This window comes from Silvimonas soli, assembly GCF_030035605.1.
GTDB lineage: Bacteria > Pseudomonadota > Gammaproteobacteria > Burkholderiales > Chitinibacteraceae > Silvimonas > Silvimonas soli.
The window spans coordinates 1,016,225-1,034,808 of record NZ_CP106736.1 but is presented as its reverse complement, the minus strand read 5'-3'; the positions used below and the strand labels follow the sequence as shown (position 1 = coordinate 1,034,808).

The following is an 18,584-nucleotide window of genomic DNA, read 5'->3' as shown; positions in this document are numbered from 1 at the left end:
TTTCTCATTGATTGTGTTTGTACTACCTCACCTCGGGAGCACTCGTTATGGCCGCCACATTGAATGAAGAAGGCGTACGTAAAGCGGCCATCTTGTTGATGACGCTGGGCGAAGATGCTGCGGTTGAGGTGTTTCGCTACCTGGGTCCGAAAGAAGTCCAGAAGCTGGGCTTCACCATGGCCGGCATGGATAACGTCAAGCGCGAAGAGGTTGAAGGCGTGCTGGGCGACTTTATGTCGTCATCGCAAAATCGCGCCAATCTGGGCGCGGCCGATGAATATATCCGCTCGGTGCTGACCAAGGCGCTGGGCTCGGACAAGGCCGCCAATCTGCTGGATCGTATCTTGCAGGGCAACGACAACAACGGCATTGAGTCCCTCAAATGGATGGATTCTGCCGCTGTGGCCGAGCTCATTAAAAACGAGCACCCGCAGATTATCGCCACGATTCTGGTTCACCTCGAACCCGATCAGGCTTCTGAAATTCTCTCGCATTTTGTTGAACGTAACCGCAATGACGTGCTGCTGCGCATTGCCACGCTGGAAGGCGTGCAGCCCGCCGCGCTCAAAGAACTGAACGATGTGCTAACCCAGTTGCTATCCGGGTCGGACAAGATCAAAAAAAGCGCGATGGGTGGCGTGCAGATGGCGGCAGACATCCTCAACTTTATGGGCGGCGTGGTCGAGGCTTCGGCCATTACCAGCGTGCGCGAATACGACCCAGAACTGGCTCAGCGCATCCAGGACAAGATGTTCACCTTCGACAATGTGCTGGACATCGACGACCGCGGCATTCAGTTACTGTTGCGTGAAATCCAGTCCGATTCGCTGGTCATTGCCCTCAAAGGCACCAGCCCGCAATTGCGCGACAAAATCTTCAAGAACATGTCGCAGCGCGCTGCCGAAATGCTGCGTGATGACCTGGAGGCCAAAGGGCCGGTCAAGTTGTCGGAAGTCGAATCCGAACAGAAAGAAATTCTCAAAATTGTACGCCGCTTGGCTGACGAAGGGCAGATCGTGCTCTCCGGCAAGGGCGAAGAAGGCGTCGTTGAATAAGCGGCGCAAAACTTATGGCTAATTCAATGCGTCGCGTCATCCCCCGCGAAGAACTCACCGCGTGGGAGCGTTGGGAACTCGGCACGATCGACGATCCGTCCCCGGTGCGCGTGCGTCCCGGCCAAGCGCCGATCCCGGCTGCGGCTGCTCCAGTGCCTGAGGCCGCGTCCGCAACGGTCGCCAGTCCTGCCGAGACTGCCGCGCCAGTCACCGCTGAGCCAGAAGCCGCGCACGCGCCTGCGCCCGGCGTGCCATTGCCCACCGCAGAAGAACTCGAAGCAATCCACCAGCAGGCCCAGCAAGAAGGCTTTGATACCGGCCATGCAATTGGCCTGGAAGCCGGGCGGGCCGAGGCGGCGGATGAAGTCGCACGGCTCAAGGCGTTGCTGGAGCAACTGGAAAATTTCTCTGCCAATGCGCAGGCTGAGCTAGCCGAATCGGTACTCGATCTGGCACTGGTGGTGGCGCGTGAAGTGGCCCGGGTCGAAATCGCCGCAGATCGGCAGCGCGTATTGCCGGTGATTCGCGAACTGATCGACTCCATGCCAGCGGCGCGGGCGCCAGCACGCATCCTTGCGCATCCCGACGACATTGCGGCAATCAACTCCATGATGGGGGTCGAATTGCCTTCCGAAATCTGGCGAGTGGTCGCTGATCCCAATCAAACCCCCGGCGGCTGCCGGATTGAAACGCCTATTTCGCGGGCTGATCTCTCGCTGACTGCTCGCTGGGCAGCGCAACTGCGGGTGCTGAAACGCGATGCTCGCCCGGATCTGGCCTGGCACGCCGAGGTGCCAGCGGCCGAAGAGGCGCTGTCGCCCGCAGCGCTGGATGCACTTTCGCTTGATCTGGACGTACCGGCCGATGACGAACCCGTTTGACGCCTGCAAGCTCTATCTCGAAGAGTGTGCCGTTGCCAGTAAACATATTCGACCCTGGTTGCCACGCGGCAAGCTGGTGCGTGTCTCTGGTCTGGTGCTGGAAGCCACGGGGCTGCGTTTGCCGATTGGTGCCTCTTGCGAGGTGATGACTCCAGGCAATCTGGCAGTGGAAGCCGTCGTGGTCGGCTTTCAGGAAGACCGGTTGTTTCTGATGCCGGTGGCCGAGTTGTATGGCGTAGAGCCGGGCGCAGAAGTCGTACCGCACGAAGATATCGCGGCGTGGGTGCCGGAGTATGGCAAGCCGCGCCCGCCGCAACGGCGTATCGAAGATCATGGTCGTCAGGTGCCGGTCGGCTGGGGTTTGCTCGGGCGCATTATTGATGCGCTGGGGCGGCCGCTGGATGGCAAAGGCCGATTGGAGAGTGACGACTGGATGCCATTGTTCTCGCGCCCGTTCAATCCGATGTATCGCGAGCCGGTGCGTGAGGTTATGGACGTCGGTGTGCGCGCCATCAACGCGTTGCTCACCGTAGGGCGCGGGCAACGGCTGGGGCTGTTTGCCGGTTCCGGTGTCGGTAAATCCGTTTTGCTGGGGATGATGGCCCGCTATACCACCGCCGACGTAGTGGTTGTGGGACTGATCGGCGAGCGTGGTCGCGAGGTCAAGGATTTCATCGAGAACATCCTGGGCGAATCCGGCTTGCAACGCTCGGTCGTGGTTGCCGCGCCAGCAGACACGCCGCCCTTGTTGCGACTGTACGGCGCCGCGTACGCAACCAGCATTGCCGAGTATTTCCGCAACGAAGGCAAGAATGTCTTGCTGATCATGGATTCGCTGACGCGTTATGCCATGGCGCAGCGTGAAATCGCCCTGGCCGTCGGTGAGCCACCGGCGACCAAGGGTTATCCGGCCTCCGTGTTTGCGCGTTTGCCACAACTGGTCGAACGGGCCGGTAACGGGCGTGAGGGCGGCGGCTCCATCACCGCGTTTTATACCGTGCTGTCGGAAGGCGATGACCAGCAAGACCCGATTGCCGATAACGCCCGCGCCATTCTGGATGGCCACTTTGTGTTGTCGCGCAGCCTGGCGGAAACCGGTCACTATCCGGCTATTGATATCGAAGCCTCAATCAGCCGGGTCATGACCGATATTGTGTCGCCGCAGGAATTTGAACTGGTGCGCCGCTTCAAACATTTGTGGTCGCGTTACCAGCGCAGCCGAGACTTGTTGAGTGTGGGCGCCTACGTGCAAGGCAGCGATCCAACGCTGGATGATGCCATTCGTCGCTTTCCGTCGTTTGAGCATTTCTTGCAGCAAGCCATTGAAGAACGCGAGGGTTACGCGGGTTCGCGGGCCAAACTGGGTGAATTGTTTGGCGTGTTTCCCGGCTGATATCCGCTAGTATTCCATTAGCATTCCCAACAGCATGAATGCGCCGAGTCCGTCCGACCTGCACGCGTGATAACAAGGTTTTAGAAGTGGCACAGTTCCGGTTTGCCCTATTGTTGACGCTCAGTCGCGACCAGCGCGAGGATGCCGCGCGCATCATGCAAAGCGCAGCGGCCAAGGCCGAGATGGCGCGGCAAAAGCTGGTGCAGGTAAATGGCTATCGCGATGAATACCGAGCCCGGCTGACGCAGAGCGGGCAGGGCGGCATGACCGTGACCCAGTGGCGCGACTATCAGGTTTTCCTGGCGCGACTGGATGAAGCGGCTACCCAGCAGCAGGGCGAGGTCGAGCGCCTGCAGCGTGACTATGATCGCCACAAAGCGGCCTGGCAGGAATGCGAGAAAAAGGTCAAAGCCTTCGAAAAGCTGGAAGACCGGCACAATGTGGACGAGATCAAACGCGAATCGCGGCAGGAACAAAAGCTGGTCGATGAGTTCAACAGTCGCCCCAAAACCAACAAAGGTTTCTAGCCGGCCACTCTGTTGGCTATGCTGGTTCTCACAGACCACTTCCTGACTCGCACCATGCCTCAATCCGACCTGCTCGAAGCGCTTAAAGCCCTGGAAATGGCCTTGCACCAGCCGGACGTGCGCCACGATTCATCACAGGTCGCTGCCTTGCTGCACGACAACTTCATGGAGTTTGGTTGCTCCGGTGCGATTTACCATAAGCCCGACATCATGACCCTATTGGCCGAAGAAGCACCGGTCCGGCTTTATTCGCAAGATTACGCGCTCAAATTACTGGCAGATGGTCTGGCCTTGCTGACATATCGTTCGGCGCAGTGGGCTGCAGCAGGTGAGCAACTGGAGCGCCACAGTCTGCGCAGTTCAATCTGGCGCCGTACTGCCGGGCAATGGCAGATGGTGTTTCATCAAGGCACGCCAACCGAGCCGTTTGCCCCAACAACCGGCGCGTGAGTCAGTGTCATAAAGTGTGTAGATCATTCGCGCCGCCAACGACCTGCCTTCGCCATCTCATGATCGAACCACTCATCACTGCAGATCTCGATGACGCTTTGCGCGTCAGCCATGCCGCAATCCTCGGCACGCAAACGCTTACCGCCGAAGAATGGGCCGAACTTGCTGAGCATATCGCGCAGAATTTCGCGCTCGGGCTGGCTGACCCTGATGCTCATTTGGCGCTGAAGTCGGTGCGGCAGGGAAAGCTGGCGGGCGTGATTCTGGTCAAGAAATTCTGGAATCTGGCCGAGCTGTATGTTGATCCGCAATGGCATGGGCAGGGTGTGGGCAGCGAGTTGTTGCTGCACGCTCTGGCTCCGTGTGCCGACCAATCGCCACGTGGCCACATCCGTACCAACTCTTCCAGTACCGCCGTCGGTTTTTATACCCGACATGGTTTTACCGATTTCGCGGTCGAGTTTGCACCACCTTATGGCTGCGTGCCGCTGATTTATCACTTCGACTAAGCACTCAATTGGGCGACGTGGCGCGTTCGCGTTTTTGCAACCGGGATGAACAACACGACGTACGTACTGGCCGGTTTCCATGCAGTGCTGGTAAATTGAAAGCTAATCTGCCAAATTTGGCTTTAATTGACATAATTGGTAAGCATGCTGGTGCTTATTTAATCCCCGTGCTGCTCAGGGCCAAGCAATGATTCACAAAATAGCCATAGAGCAACTTACAACGGGCATGTTTATTCATGATTTGAACCTGGCATGGTTTGATCACCCGTTTGTACGCAACCAGTTCATGCTGGATGACCCCAAGGATCTGCAACGGATTCGCGACACCGGGGTGAAAGAGCTTTATATCGATTCCAGTCGTGGTGCCGATGTGGCGCAGGCGCCTACGCTGGAAGAGGTGCAGGCTGAAACCGAAGCGACACTGCTGCAAGCTTTGGCGGAGCCCACCAAGCCCGCTCCCGTCGCGGTTAAAGACGAAATCCGTCGTGCCAACAATATCCACAAGCAAGCCAGCAGAGCCGTTCGCAAGGTCATGCAGGACGTGCGCCTGGGCCGCATGGTCGAGATTGCGCAAGTCGAAGATGTGGTTGAGGCCATTACCGGTTCGATCGAACGCAACCCCAGTGCCATGCTCGGATTACTGTGCATTCGGGACAAGAACGAATACACCTTTCTGCACAGTGTGGCGGTGGGCACGCTGATGATCGCGTTTGCCAAAAGCATGGGGCTGGACGCAGAAACCGTGCGTAAAGCGGGCATGGCTGGCCTGTTGCATGATGTGGGCAAAATGCGGATTCCCGATCATATTCTGGACAAGCCCGGCCGCCTGACCGACGAAGAGTTCACCATCATCAAAGGCCATCCGCAGCAAGGGTGGGAAGTACTGCGGCAGCTGGAAGGGATTGACCCGGAAGCGCTGGACGTAACGCTGCATCATCATGAGCGCATGGATGGCTCTGGTTATCCGCATCACCGCAAAGGTGACGAGATCAGCCTGTTGACGCGCATGGCTTCCATTGTGGATGTCTACGACGCGGTGACCTCCGACCGCTGTTATCACAAAGGTCTGCCGGCCTCACAGGTACTGCGCAAACTGTGGGAGTGGAGTCCGAGTCATTTTGATCCGGAACTGGTGCAGTTGTTTATCCGGACGGTAGGGATTTATCCAGTGGGTTCACTGGTGAAGCTGGAGTCCCAGCGCCTGGCGGTGGTGATTGAAGCCAACAACGCAACGCCGCTGCAGCCGCGTCTCAAAGTGGTGTACTCGCTCAAGCACAATCGCCCCGTGCCATCGCAGGAAATCAATATGGCCATTCCGGTGCAGCGAGGCAAAGACCGGATTGTCGGCGTGGAAGCGGCAGAGCACTACGGCATTGATATCTCGCGTTTTCTGGTTACCCATTGAACTGGCCGCAATCAATTAACGTTGGTTTGGGGGAGGCCCGCCAATCGCGGTAGTGTTGAAAGAAAACCCGCTCCACGAATCAGCTTGTAAGCATAATTCGTACTGTTCGCTTATGATCAAAGGGCACTCTGCCCAAAAGGACTGCTGCCATGTTTTTGCGTACCGTACGAGGCAAGATTCTGGTGTGCTATCTCGTTGCCGCCAGTCTGGTGGCAGCGGCCGCTTTTGTCGGTATCGCTGGCATGCAATCGAGCGTGCGGCGCTACGAAACCGAGGTCAAACAACTGCAAGATGCCCAGGTGCAGGTGCTGAGCATGCAGGTAGTTTTCAAAATTCAGGTGCAGGAATGGAAAGACACGCTGCTACGCGGTCATGATGCCGCAAAGCTGGAACAGCACTGGGGCGCTTTTCAAAAGCAGGAAGCTGCGGTGCAGGAGTCTGCTGACCACTTGCAGCAAACTTTGCCGCCTGGCGAAAGTGCCGATCTGGTTCGCCAGTTTCGTGATGCCCACAAAGAACTGGGCCAAGGCTACCGTCGCGGGCTAGAGGCTTTTCGCAGTGCCGGATTTGTGCCCGCCGCTGGCGATGCCGCAGTTGCGGGTATCGACCGCCCGCCGACCACGTTGTTGACCAAAGCCGTCGCCAGCATTGGTGACGAGTCGACCCGCATCCAGGCGCAAGCGCATGCACTGGCGGAGCGCCAGTTTCTGCTGAGCATGATCGGCATGGTGGTGGCAGTTGTTGCGGGCTTAAGCGGTTTTTACTGGCTGACCACGCGTACGGTGACCGGCCCCTTGTCTGAGGTGGCGTCCAAGGTTCAGAACATTACCGACAACAGCGACTTCACTTCGCGGATTGCGGTGACTTCAAATGATGAGATTGGCGCTTTGGGTGGCGCGCTGAATACCTGTCTGGCGCACGTCCAGACCGCGTTACAACGCATGCATGCGGTTTCCGGCGAGTTGTCTGCCAGCGCTGGTGCGCTGGATGGCGCGTCGCGACAACTGGCGCAAAGCACTGAGCTGCAGAACCAGAATACCGGCAGCATCGCGGCGGCCGTCGAGCAAATCGCCGTGAGCTTGTCGCATACCTCTACCGAGGCCCATGAGGCACACGCGTTGTCGCAAGACGCTGGCGACAAGAGCGGCCAAAGCGCCCACGAGTTCGAACGCACCGAAAACAGCATCACCACGATTGCCACGTTGGTCGAAGAGGCCGCACGCGATGTGGATCAGCTGGGTAAGGATTCAAGCGAAATCTCTGGCGTGCTGGATGTGATCAAAGCCTTGGCATCGCAAACCAACTTGCTGGCGCTGAATGCCGCCATCGAGGCTGCGCGGGCCGGTGAGCAAGGGCGTGGTTTTGCCGTCGTGGCGGATGAAGTACGCAAGCTGGCCGAGCATACGTCGCAATCAACCAACCAGATTCAATCCACCATCCAGCATATTCAGGACAGCGTGGGTCGTGTGGTGACCCAGATGGAACTGGTGGTGAACCGGGTAGACGATTGCCGCAGTCAGGCTAGTGCGGCGGGCGGCGTGGTGCGCAAGCTGCATGAGGCCAGCGACCGCATTGTGGCGGCGATGGGCGAGGTGGCGTTGGCCGTGCGTGAGCAAAGCCTGGCCAACGAGTCTATCTCCCGCAATGTGGAGTTGCTGGCGCAGAGCAGCGAACACAACGGTGCCGCGACGCGCACCGCTGCGGATCAGGCCACCAACGTCAGTGGCCTGGCCAGACAGATGAAAGAGATCGTCGCCGGTTTTCGCATTTAGCGGCTGAAGTCAGGGGCGTTCGTAGCCCAGATACACACCGGGCACTGCGGACAGCCCTTGTTTGACTTGCTCGGTGAATTCATCGCCCAATACTTCGTCGGCACCGGCTTCCAGCGCATCCAGCGCGCGGGTGACGATGGCTTCGGGCGAGCTTTTGGGCGCATCAAGCCCTCGCGTCAGATCGGTATCGACAAAGCCCATATGCAAACCCAGCACTTGCGTGTTTTGCTCACGCAATTGGTGACGCAGCCCATTGGTCAGACTCCACGCCGCCGATTTGCTGGCGCTGTAACCGGTCATCATGGGCGAACTGATCCACGACACCACCGACAGCACATTGAGGATTGCGCCGCCGCCATTGGCACCGAGCGTGCCGGCAAAGGCCTGACTCAAACGCAGTGGCCCAAAGTAATTGGTTTCCATCTGCGCGCGAGCCTGCTCCAGGCTGTTTTCCTCCAGAAAACCTCCCATTAAAGCGATCCCGGCGTTGTTGATCAGCACCGTTACGTCGCCCAAGGTTCGGGCCGCCGTCGCGACGTCATCGGCATTGGTGACGTCCAGCTTTACCGCCTGCACGCCGGGTAGCGTAATGCTGGCCGGGTCGCGCGCAGCGGCATAGACCTTGCGCGCACCGCGCGCCAGGGCCTCGCGCGCAAAGGCCAGACCAAGGCCGCGATTGGCGCCGGTAACCAGAACAACAGCGTTTTTGAGTTCCATGTGATTCTCCAGAAGTAACTGCGTTAATGACGCCATAACGGCGTTGAATCCATAAAATATGATGGACATCATATTTCTGATTAAAAACAAAGGCCGACTTCGGCGTTGCTACAAAAAACCGGGCATACAATTGCGGGCTACTTGCGGGTGTTACTGATGCGACTAACGCAGCGTCAGGCAGTCGCAGCGACTGGCTCAGTTTGGTCATATTGCTGAATCAAGGCTCGTCGACTGGTTTCCAGAATCGCTTTGCCCTGGTTTTTGTCGCTCATGGCCCTAGCCAGTTGCAGCGACCCAACCAGCGTGCTGACGATAACCACTGCGTTCTCGGGCGCCACCCTTGCCGGCAAAACACGCTGCACCAGCGTAATCAGGCTTTGTATACGGGCGCAGGATGCTTCCCGTACCTCGGGCGACTGCCGCGACATTTCCGAACTCAGTGCGGCAACGACACAGCCACATTCCTGGCCAGTCAGATGGTCCTCAGACAAATATCCTTCAATTAACGCCCGCAAAGGGCTCACGCCGCGCGCTTTGCCGTCGGCAAACATCTGCGCAAACAGGGCGGCACCTTCCTGGGTCACATATTCGAGCGCCTCGACCAGCAAGGCATTGCGGGAAGGGAAGTGCGCATAAAAGCCGCCATGGGTGAGCCCGGCTTCTTGCATGATGTCGGCCACGCCCACACCGTCATAACCCGCACGACGAATCGCCCGCGCCGTAACCGCAACGATGCGCTCGTGGCTTATTTCTTTACGGCTCGGTTTGTGATCCATGATGGGCCTAGGTTCGTAATTAAATATGATGACCGTCATATTTATCGAAAACCCAAAACGGGTCAACCCGTATCCTGATGAACGGAACACGCCGCACCAGCCGATGCAGTCTGGGGTGGGCTCACGCACATCCTTGAATCGGCCGATGTTTTCCAACCGTGGGGGATTGTTGCGCCAAAAGTATGAGGCGACGCACAGCTTTTCGTCCGCCAGCAATAACGGGCAGAATGGCGCGGCGCGCTGGGTCATTAGAACGCAGCCGTCTACTGGATGAGAAAACGATGAAACGTCTTTGCCTGGCCGCCTTGTTGAGCGCTTGTCTCGGGTTTTCCGCCTACGCCCAGCCCGATCAAAAAACCGCCGTACCGGTGCAATGCAAAACCACCAAAGGGGGTATGACCATTATGGTCGAGCCCGCTTGGTCGCCCTTGGGTGCTGCGCGTTTTCTGCAAATGGTGGATGCGGGTTTCTTTAAAGACGTACCGCTGTTTCGCTGCGTGAATAACTTCATCTGCCAGTTCGGCGCAGTCCCGCCCCGTGGTGACGCCAAAACCTGGAGCACGATTGCGGACGACCCCAAGCAGCCCGCCTTGCGTAACTTCAAGCGGGGATATCTGAGTTTTGCTGGCAATGGAGCCAATTCGCGTGCCACCCACATGTTTATTACCCTGGGCGACAAAATTGACGCCTTGGGCACCATGCCTTGGGAAACCCCGTTTGCCTACATTGAGCCGACATCGCTGCAGAAGACCGTCGCGCAACTCAATACCGGGTACGGTGACATGCCGCCTTGGGGCGCAGGTCCCGATCCGCAAAAAATCACCGCACCCGATGGCGCCGCCTATCTCGCGCACAACTTCCCGCAGCTTGATTACATCAACTCTTGCAGCTACAAACACTAGCTTGGACGCCAAGCCAATGCTGTTTGACCAAGATCGGATGCCGGGCACTTGCCGGCAGCCAAAGGGCAGGGGAGCAGGTCATGAATCCGCAAAAGGTTGATCGAGATCGCGTAGTCGCGTTGACAGACCTGCCCAATATCGGCCCGGCCAGCGCCAAAGACCTGCGGCTTTTGGGCATAGAGCAACCGGCTCAGTTGGCCGGGCGGTGTCCTTATGCCATGTATGCGGCGCTCTGCGACCAGACCGGGGTGCAGCATGATCCGTGCGTGATTGACGTCTTTATCTCGGTAACCCGTTTCATGGCTGGTGAGGCAGCGCAACCGTGGTGGGCCTACACCGAGGAACGCAAGCGCACGCTTCAGCAACGACCAAACCAGCCAACACTCAACGACCTGTCTGCCATCAACCTTTAGCAGGAGCACCGCCATGTGGAGCCACGCCGAAAGCATCGTAACCACCGCAACCCCGGCGCAGATATGGGCGTTGTTTTCTGACGTACCGGGCTGGAAAAACTGGAATGCGGGAATCGCCCATATTGAAATTCATGGCCCATTTGTGGCGGGAACCACGTTTACCATGCAGCCGCCCGGCGAAGATGCGTTCACCAGCACCTTGCTGACGGTAACGTCAAACGAAGGCTTCACCGACGAAACCGTGATCGATGACACCCGGGTAGTGGTCAATCACCAGATCAAGCTATTGGGTGAGGGCAAAACCCAAGTTACCTACAGCACCGAAATCACCGGCCCCAACGCCGCAGAGTTTGGCCCGATGGTGACGGGAGATTTCCCGCAGGTGCTGGCGGCGCTGAAGCGCTTGGCGGAGCTTCGGTCATGATTGAGTTGGTTGTTGCTGCGGCATCCGCACAATACGGGGCGAGGTTACGGAAGTAGTCGCCCCTTTGGCGCGCCGAAACGCAGAAAGCCTGAAAACAATAAAGCCCTGAATAATCAGGGCTTTATTGTTGAATCTGGCGGAGGCTGTGAGATTCGAACTCACGGAGGACTCGCATCCTCGGCAGTTTTCAAGACTGCTGGTTTAAACCACTCACCCAAACCTCCACGGGCGACCTTGGTCGCTGCAAGGCGCGTATTCTAACGGGAAACCGCCGATCCGGGTAGGGGGCAAGCAGCGGTTAACTGCAAGTTATTCACCAGCCCCTGCGCAATCATCCTCAAACCACTACTTTTTCCAGCACCGCAAAACGCACCAGGGTGGCGTGGCTGCTTTGTTCGATGGCCGGTGTGAGCTTGACGCGCCAGGCTTTGCCTTGTGCGGCCAACTGGAACTCGCGGTCCTGGGCAAAGTGGCTTTCCGGCAAGATCAAAAAGCGGCCATGGTTGGGGTTGATGCTGTCTGGGGCATACACGGCGGTAATGCTGCGTCCGCTCGGTAACGGAGTGAGTTCAACTGTGACCGGCGTTTGCGTTAATGCTTCCACGCCCACCTGCACATCGCCGTCACGGGTTTTGTTCAGGCGCCGCACGATGCCAATGGTGAACGGCTTGTTGCCAAAACCGGCCACGCAGAGGATTTCGCCGACCTGTAGCTTGTCGTCATCCACCGCGCGGTAGCTCAGCGCCAGGCCGCCGGTACTTTCATTTTCGACTGACCAGCGCAACAGCGGCAGACCATCTTCCGGACGCTGCCCGCGCAAGAAGGCGGCGATATGATCAAGCCCGCGTACCACGCTGATTTTCTTTTCGGCAGTGCGGCGTTCCTGTTTACGGATCGGTTGCGGAATATCTTGCGACCACAGGTTGATCAGCGTTTGCAGCAGTGCCAGGTTGCCGGGTGATCCGGCTTCGGCTTGCAAGCTCAGGCTTAGCGGATTGGCGCCCGCCTGCAGTTGATCACGAATTTCTTCCATATGCCGCACCAACGCTTCGGTACCCCAATAGCGCCAGTTATCGCCAACCATGTCGCGCCGCAGGCGTTTGGGTGGGGTAGAACCAGCGCCGTTCACGGCAAACAATTGGTAGTGCGGGCGAATCTGCTTTTCGATCTGCAACAAGCCAGTCCAGCGACCCAGCCATAGCGCTACGGTTTCGATTTGTACCGGCTGCAGCTTGTCGGGTGTGGCCAAGGCCAGCATCAAGGTTTGCAGGTACTCGCTGCGCACGTCGGTCAGCGGAGCGTTGTCCCAGGCAGCCAGTGGCGTGTCGGTAAAGTTGCCTTCTTCGGCATATAGATAAAGCTTGTGCAGATTGCGCCAGGCGTTGGGCTCTACATCCAGATAGCGCAACCAGCACCATTTGGCATGCGCGCCGTAGTACGTGATGGCGCGCAGCGTAAACATATGGATGGCTTTATCCAGCCCGCGGCCGCCGCTTTGCAGTGCTTGTTTGACGCAGATGCGATAGGCATCGCCCATTTCGCGCCAGAAGGCGAGCATGGTCGGCAAAACCTGTTGCGGGCTGGCTTTGTCGTCCAGGATATTGCCTTCACAGATATCCACCAAATGGCGCTGTAGCGAGCGGGCTTTTTCGTCCAGATAGGGCACGGCACGACTGCGTTCTTTGAACGAAATGTCCGGGTTGGTATTGAGCTGGCGCAGCGCTTTGACGATCTCGATCTGCGCTTGCAGGATGTCGCTTTCTGGCAACTCCGCCATCATTAGCGTGGCTGATTTGAAGTCACGCACGCCCTCGTCCAGGCGTTGCGTGAACAGAGCGCTGACCAAGCCTTTGAAATCGAACATATGCTTTGCCTGTCATGAACCGGCCAGCGCTGAGAGCGAGTCGCGCGTCAGCGAGCCTACTGTTTGGGGATAATTGTGCCGGTGCGGGATTTTGTGATTTCTCTAAGATTAAGCCAAAAACTTACGGTGTTCAACTCGATATCAAGTAGTTATGAATTCGATTGCATGCTTGTTTGAGTGTATTTGTCGGCTGCGTGTACGCAAAACGTAAGAAATTGGGATTGGAGCCAAAATCATCGCCCGGCGTAACAGCCACTGCCTGAGCTTGCAGCAAGCCTTCACAAAAATCCGCAGAACGCGTGCCCAGATGGCTGGCGTCGGCCCATAAATAAAATGCGCCAGCCGGTGTGGCGGGAATGACAAACCCGAGTTGTTCCAGCGCACTTTGCAAGTATTGGCGGCGTGTATCCAGTTCTTGCCGCCGTTGTTCGATGATGCCCAGCGTGTCGGGTTCAAAGGCTGCCAATGCGGCCCATTGGGCGGCGGTGGGTGGCGCCAGAAACAGGTTCTGCGCGAGCTTTTCCAGTGCGGCCACATGCTGCGGCGGGGCGACCAGCCAACCCAGCCGCCAACCAGTCATTTGAAAGAATTTTGAAAAACTGTTCACCACAAACAGTTCTTCGTCCAGTGCCAGCGCGGTTTCATGGGGTCGGCCGTAGACCAGACCTTGATAGATCTCATCCACAATCAGCGTGCCGCCGCGCGCCGTGCAGGCCTGAGCCAGGGCTTTGATCTCGGCGGGCTCGAGCACCGTGCCGGTGGGGTTGGCCGGGCTGGCGACCAGCGCTGCAACCGTTTTGTCATTCCAGTGCTGTTCAATATGCTCAGGCATAAGCTGAAAACGGGTATCGGCGCCGACAGGCACGTTCACCGGTACGCCTTCAAACAGGCTGACCAGATGCCGGTTGCACGGATATCCCGGATCGGTCAGTAGCACTTCGCTGCCCTGATCCACCAGCAAGGCCATCAGCAATTGCAAAGCGCCAGACGCGCCGGGCGTAACGATGATGCGGGCGGGGTCGACGGATACACCGAAGCGGGTTTGATAAAACCCGGCAATGGCCTCACGTAGCTGGGGAATGCCGCATGCGCCGGTATAAAAAGTCTGCCCTGTGCTTAGCGCGCGCAGGCCAGCTTCAATAATTGGTTGCGGGGTGGGGAAGTCCGGTTCGCCCACTTCCAGATGGATGACATCGCGCCCGGCGGCTTGCATGGCTTGGGCGGCACCCAGAATGCGCATGACGTGAAATGGCTCGATCTGGCTAAGGCGCTGGGCGTAACGCATAAGATTTGGTCCGGTTATGCTAAAATGCACGGTTAAGCAAAATATTGAATTTTAATCGCTTTCCGGCGGTCTGCGCCGGGCGACGAGGAAAACGCGACAGATGATCAGTACTTCGAATATCACGATGCAGTTTGGCGCCAAGCCGCTGTTCGAGAAAGTGAGCGTCAAGTTTGGCGACGGTAACCGTTACGGTTTGATCGGCGCCAACGGCTGCGGCAAATCCACATTCATGAAAATCCTGGGTAGCGATCTGGAGCCTACCAGCGGCAACGTGGCGCTGGACCCGGGCGTGCGTCTGGGTAAATTGCGCCAGGACCAGTTTGGCTACGAAAACGAGCGCGTGCTCGATGTGGTCATGCAAGGTCACGCCGAATTGTGGGCGGCCATCCAGGAACGCGACGCCATTTACGCCAATCTGGAAGCCACAGAAGACGATTACATGCGCGCCGCCGAACTGGAAGGCGTCGTGGCCGAGTTTGACGGTTATACCGCCGAAGCGCGCGCTGGTGCGCTGTTGTTGGGCGCGGGTATTCCCATCGAACAACACAATGGTCCGATGAGCGAAGTGGCGCCGGGCTGGAAGCTGCGGGTGTTGCTGGCCCAGGCGCTGTACAGCAATCCAGACGTGTTGTTGCTGGATGAGCCAACCAATAACCTGGATATCAACACCATTCGCTGGCTGGAAGAAGCGCTGAACGAGCGTGATTCCACCATGATTATCATCTCGCACGATCGCCACTTCTTGAACCAGGTGTGTACGCACGTGGCCGACGTGGATTACGGCGAGATCCGTATTTATCCAGGTAACTACGACGACTACATGCTGGCCGCAACGCAAGCCCGTGCCCGTCTGTTGACCGATAACTCCAAGGCCAAGGAACGCGTGGCCGAACTGCAGGCATTTGCCCAGCGTTTTGCCGCCAACAAATCCAAGAGCCGTCAGGCCACTAGCCGCCTGAAGCTGGCTGACAAGATCAAAGACAATATGGTCGAGGTGAAGCCGTCGTCACGGCAGAACCCGTACATCCGCTTTGAAATGGAAGACAAGCAAAAGCTGCATCGTCAGGCATTTGAAGCAGCCAATCTGTCCAAGTCATTCGACAAACCGCTGATCCAGAGCTTGTCGCTGATTATGGAAGCAGGTCAGAAGCTGGCGGTGATCGGCGGCAACGGTGTGGGTAAATCCACGCTGATGAAGCTGCTGGTCGGCCAACTCGGCCCGGATGCCGGTACCGTGAAATGGGCAGAAAAAGCCCAGTTGGGTTACTTTGCCCAGGATCACGAAGCTGACTTTGCTGAAGACATCACTCTGTTCGACTGGCTCAAGCAATGGACCCAACCTGGTACCGATGACCAGATCGTGCGCGGTGTGCTGGGCAAGTTGCTGTTCAGTGGTGATGACGTGCACAAGTCAGTCAAGGTGCTGTCCGGTGGTGAAAAAGGCCGCATGCTGTACGGCAAGCTGATCCTGGAAACGCCAAACGTGCTGGTGATGGATGAACCGACCAACCATATGGATATGGAGTCGATTGAATCGCTGAACCTGGCGCTGGAACTGTACAAAGGCACGCTGATTTTTGTATCGCACGACCGGCAGTTTGTGTCGTCGCTGGCGACGCAGATTCTGGAACTGAACGGCGATGGCACCTACAGCTTCTACTCGGGTGGCTATGAGGAGTATTTGCATAGCCGTGGGGTGGAGTGAGGGTTTGGCTTTGGCGCCGGATTCGGATTGATGATGGTGCCGGCAGTTAATGCCGCATTTAAAGGACGCAGCTTTCGGGCTGCGTTTTTTTATTGCTGGGCTGGATTGCGCACGTGGTGAGAATCCACTTTTGGGTATTGGCCGGTGTCCACGTCAAAGACTTGTTTGTGGTAGTGCCTTCGGCACGGGTTTTAAAGGCGTTTGATACCCGGGGGTGCCCGGGAGCACGTTTCTTTCTTTTGCGTCGCCAAAAGAAAGAAACCAAAGAAAAGGCGACCCGGGCGCAAGCGCCGACGGGGCCCAAGGTCAAGAACCGAAACGAACAGTCTGTTGGCCTGTGTTCTTTGCGCGGCTCCGCCGTTCCCTCGGTCGGTCGGAGTCTAAGGTCTCCGGCTCTCGGTCGGCGAGTTTTGCCAGGCTGTTTGCCAAGTGCAAAAACCTCGGCTTCGATTGGGTTGGCGTGTAGCCCGGATGGAGCGAAGCGGGAATCCGGGGTGGCAATGCAAAACGAGCCACTGACATTTGCAGTTGCCCAAGTCGCTCCCCGGATTGCTTCGCGAATCCGGGCTACATATTTGCCGTCTCCCGCCAGCCAATAAAAAACGCAGCCCGCAGGCTGCGTTTTTTTCACCGCATCAAATACCTCAAACTCCAAACACCAACGCCCCAGTCAAATCACCGGGTGGTTGTGCGCCGCGGGCGGTGAAGGCGGCGTTGCGCTGGGCGATGCCTTCCAGCGTCGGCAAATCGTGCAGGCGCGTGATCAAACGCAAGATGGAGGTCGTGTCGTAGAAGGTGTGGTCCACCGAGCCTTTTTTGGCAAAGGGCGAAACCACAATTGCCGGGATGCGTGACCCCGGACCCCAACGGTCGCCTTGCGGCGGCGCGACGTGGTCCCACCAGCCGCCGTTTTCATCATGCGTGATCACGACCACCATATTTTTCCACTGCGGGCCGTTCATCAAGTGCGCCAGGATGTTGGCAACGTGGCGGTCGCCAGACTCCACATCCGAATACCCGGCGTGCATATTCAGATTGCCCTGCGGTTTGTAGAAGGTCACCGCTGGCAGCTTGCCGTCGATGCAGTCGGCAATGAAGTGATTGGAAATCGGGCTGTCGCCCATGCCGGCGTCGCGCAGGTGTTCGGCGCGAGCGGCGGTGCCAGGGGCGAACTGGGTGAAGTAGTTGAAGGGCTGATGATGGAACTGGAAGTTAGGTGAATCCGGGCCGCCCTTGCCGTTCAGTGCTGCTTGCCAGCCACCTGCGTACCAGGCCCAGCTGACTTTTTTGGCGGACAACAGATCGCCAATGGTGTTGTAGCTTTGCGGCGGCAACACGTTTGCGTCGGTCGGGTCGGCGAGGTTTTTGTCACCACCTTGCGCTGGCGGAATGTAGCTGGGCTGATAAGGCGGGGCCATGGTGTTCACGGCAAAGCCATCGGGGGTGATGGCGCCGTTGTTGACGAACTTGGGTGCGCCATCCATGGCCGATGCCGGGGAATTGGCGGCAACGGTCAGCTTGGTGCCTTGCGGGCCGCCATCCACCACCGCGATTTTCTTCTTTGCCGGGCCGGTTGCGGCATTCGGGTATTCGGGAGTGCGCGAGGCAATCAAATACTGGTGGTTCAGGTATGAGCCGCCAAATGCCGCCATAAAGAAGTTGTCGCACAGCGTGTACTGACGCGCGATGTGCCACATGTTCAGGTTCTTGGCCGTTTCGCTGTAGTAGCCCATGACCAGGCCGCCGGAATCAGCCCACGCGGCAAACTGGTTGTTAAGACCGCCATTGATTTGCATCTGGTTCTGGTAGAACACGTGCCACAAATCGCGGGTGATCACCGCCTCGGGCAGCGGTTGGCCCTCCACGTCTTTGAGCGGGAACGGGCCATTGGGCAAGTTCTGGATTTGATCCTCGCCAATCAGATAATGCTTGCCGCCGACGTCCTGGCCACGTTGCACCAGGCCGCCCCAGATTTTTGGCAGCGTCTTGAGCGTTTCGCCATTGCGATCCAGTTGCGCGCTTTGGCTGGCGGCCACTGCTGAAAGCGGATATTTCACGCCCGGGAAATCGCCATACAAGTTATTGAAGCTGCGATTTTCCAGATAGATCACTACCACGGTTTTGATATTGGCTTTCAGCTGCGCATCGACCGAACCATGACGATGAGGGCTTGGCGCTGCCTGTTTTGCGGCAGCAACCGCTTCGGCAGCAGGTACTGCCCCAGTCAAGCCAATGGCGGCCAGGCCTTCCAGCAAGCGCCGGCGTGTCGGATCAACCGGCGCATCGGCCGTAGCAGGATCAAGGGGTAACTCGGGCGTATTTTTTTCGGACATGCAAGCCTCGACTCAAGGGCGTTTTCAAATGTAACTGGTAAAGGTAGCAGCCGTTATAGCAGTTTTTTGTGACACAACGCGGTCAGTGGGGGCGCTGGCCTGCTGGCCTGCAAATAATGGCCCGCCTTGGTGGTCCGGGGGTAGGACTGCTTGCGAGCACTGTCGCGTGTGCC

At 57.9% G+C, this 18,584-nt stretch carries 17 protein-coding genes and 1 tRNA gene; 12 read left to right on the top strand and 6 right to left on the bottom strand.

Features of this window, described 5'->3' with window-relative positions; all coding sequences use genetic code 11:
* Positions 1-47 precede the first annotated feature (47 nt).
* From fliG to N7220_RS04720, 8 genes are all read left to right on the top strand, one after another.
* Positions 48-1,055, top strand: a complete 1,008-nt coding sequence (gene fliG / locus N7220_RS04755; protein WP_283150317.1) for a flagellar motor switch protein FliG — start codon at positions 48-50, stop codon at positions 1,053-1,055.
* A 26-nt stretch (positions 1,056-1,081) separates the two neighbouring features.
* Complete coding sequence (locus N7220_RS04750; RefSeq protein ID WP_283150316.1) at positions 1,082-1,936, top strand: flagellar assembly protein FliH; 855 nt, start codon at positions 1,082-1,084, stop codon at positions 1,934-1,936.
* A complete protein-coding gene (gene fliI, locus N7220_RS04745; RefSeq protein WP_283150315.1) occupies positions 1,920-3,329 on the top strand; it encodes a flagellar protein export ATPase FliI in 1,410 nt (469 codons plus the stop codon). The genes N7220_RS04750 and fliI overlap by 17 nt, the downstream gene beginning before the upstream one ends.
* Before the next feature lie 38 nt (positions 3,330-3,367).
* Positions 3,368-3,856 carry a flagellar export protein FliJ gene (fliJ, locus tag N7220_RS04740; protein WP_283150314.1) on the top strand — a complete coding sequence of 163 codons (489 nt, stop codon included), beginning with the start codon at positions 3,368-3,370 and terminating at the stop codon, positions 3,854-3,856.
* 54 nt (positions 3,857-3,910) lie between these two features.
* Positions 3,911-4,306 carry a nuclear transport factor 2 family protein gene (locus N7220_RS04735; protein ID WP_283150313.1) on the top strand — a complete coding sequence of 132 codons (396 nt, stop codon included), beginning with the start codon at positions 3,911-3,913 and terminating at the stop codon, positions 4,304-4,306.
* Positions 4,307-4,365: 59 nt separating this feature from the next.
* The gene (locus tag N7220_RS04730) at positions 4,366-4,815 is read left to right on the top strand and encodes a GNAT family N-acetyltransferase (protein ID WP_283150312.1); all 450 of its coding nucleotides are present in this window, start codon (positions 4,366-4,368) and stop codon (positions 4,813-4,815) included.
* 187 nt (positions 4,816-5,002) lie between these two features.
* Positions 5,003-6,220, top strand: a complete 1,218-nt coding sequence (locus N7220_RS04725; protein ID WP_283150311.1) for an HD-GYP domain-containing protein — start codon at positions 5,003-5,005, stop codon at positions 6,218-6,220.
* A 149-nt stretch (positions 6,221-6,369) separates the two neighbouring features.
* Positions 6,370-7,992 carry a methyl-accepting chemotaxis protein gene (locus N7220_RS04720; protein WP_283150310.1) on the top strand — a complete coding sequence of 541 codons (1,623 nt, stop codon included), beginning with the start codon at positions 6,370-6,372 and terminating at the stop codon, positions 7,990-7,992.
* Between the two features lie 9 nt (positions 7,993-8,001).
* Here the strand turns inward: N7220_RS04720 and N7220_RS04715 are convergent, their stop codons facing one another.
* A complete protein-coding gene (locus tag N7220_RS04715; RefSeq protein WP_283150309.1) occupies positions 8,002-8,709 on the bottom strand; it encodes an SDR family oxidoreductase in 708 nt (235 codons plus the stop codon).
* 173 nt (positions 8,710-8,882) lie between these two features.
* Entirely contained in the window at positions 8,883-9,734 is an 852-nt protein-coding gene (locus tag N7220_RS04710; protein WP_283150308.1) for a TetR/AcrR family transcriptional regulator, read from the bottom strand.
* A 32-nt stretch (positions 9,735-9,766) separates the two neighbouring features.
* Here N7220_RS04710 and N7220_RS04705 point away from each other — a divergent pair, with 32 nt between their 5' ends.
* The 3 genes from N7220_RS04705 to N7220_RS04695 all read left to right on the top strand — a co-directional run bounded on the left by N7220_RS04705 (position 9,767) and on the right by N7220_RS04695 (position 11,224).
* Positions 9,767-10,387: a peptidylprolyl isomerase gene (locus tag N7220_RS04705; RefSeq protein ID WP_283150307.1), complete on the top strand. Its 621-nt coding sequence runs from the start codon at positions 9,767-9,769 to the stop codon at positions 10,385-10,387.
* Positions 10,388-10,467: 80 nt separating this feature from the next.
* Positions 10,468-10,800, top strand: a complete 333-nt coding sequence (locus N7220_RS04700; protein ID WP_283150306.1) for a helix-hairpin-helix domain-containing protein — start codon at positions 10,468-10,470, stop codon at positions 10,798-10,800.
* Between the two features lie 13 nt (positions 10,801-10,813).
* Positions 10,814-11,224, top strand: coding sequence for an SRPBCC family protein (locus N7220_RS04695; RefSeq protein WP_283150305.1), 411 nt, complete (start codon positions 10,814-10,816; stop codon positions 11,222-11,224).
* A 134-nt stretch (positions 11,225-11,358) separates the two neighbouring features.
* Here N7220_RS04695 and N7220_RS04690 read toward each other — a convergent pair.
* The 3 genes from N7220_RS04690 to N7220_RS04680 form a co-directional block, all read right to left on the bottom strand.
* A tRNA-Ser gene (locus N7220_RS04690) sits at positions 11,359-11,448 on the bottom strand.
* A gap of 113 nt (positions 11,449-11,561) precedes the next feature.
* A complete protein-coding gene (locus tag N7220_RS04685; protein ID WP_283150304.1) occupies positions 11,562-13,088 on the bottom strand; it encodes a hypothetical protein in 1,527 nt (508 codons plus the stop codon).
* 130 nt (positions 13,089-13,218) lie between these two features.
* Positions 13,219-14,373 carry a pyridoxal phosphate-dependent aminotransferase gene (locus N7220_RS04680; protein ID WP_283150303.1) on the bottom strand — a complete coding sequence of 385 codons (1,155 nt, stop codon included), beginning with the start codon at positions 14,371-14,373 and terminating at the stop codon, positions 13,219-13,221.
* Positions 14,374-14,473: 100 nt separating this feature from the next.
* Between N7220_RS04680 and N7220_RS04675 the strand changes: the two genes are divergently transcribed.
* Positions 14,474-16,078, top strand: a complete 1,605-nt coding sequence (locus N7220_RS04675; RefSeq protein WP_283150302.1) for an ABC-F family ATPase — start codon at positions 14,474-14,476, stop codon at positions 16,076-16,078.
* Positions 16,079-16,722: 644 nt separating this feature from the next.
* Here N7220_RS04675 and N7220_RS04670 read toward each other — a convergent pair.
* On the bottom strand, positions 16,723-18,411 hold the full coding sequence (locus N7220_RS04670; RefSeq protein ID WP_283150301.1) for an acid phosphatase: 1,689 nt from the start codon (positions 18,409-18,411) through the stop codon (positions 16,723-16,725).
* Positions 18,412-18,584 lie beyond the last annotated feature (173 nt).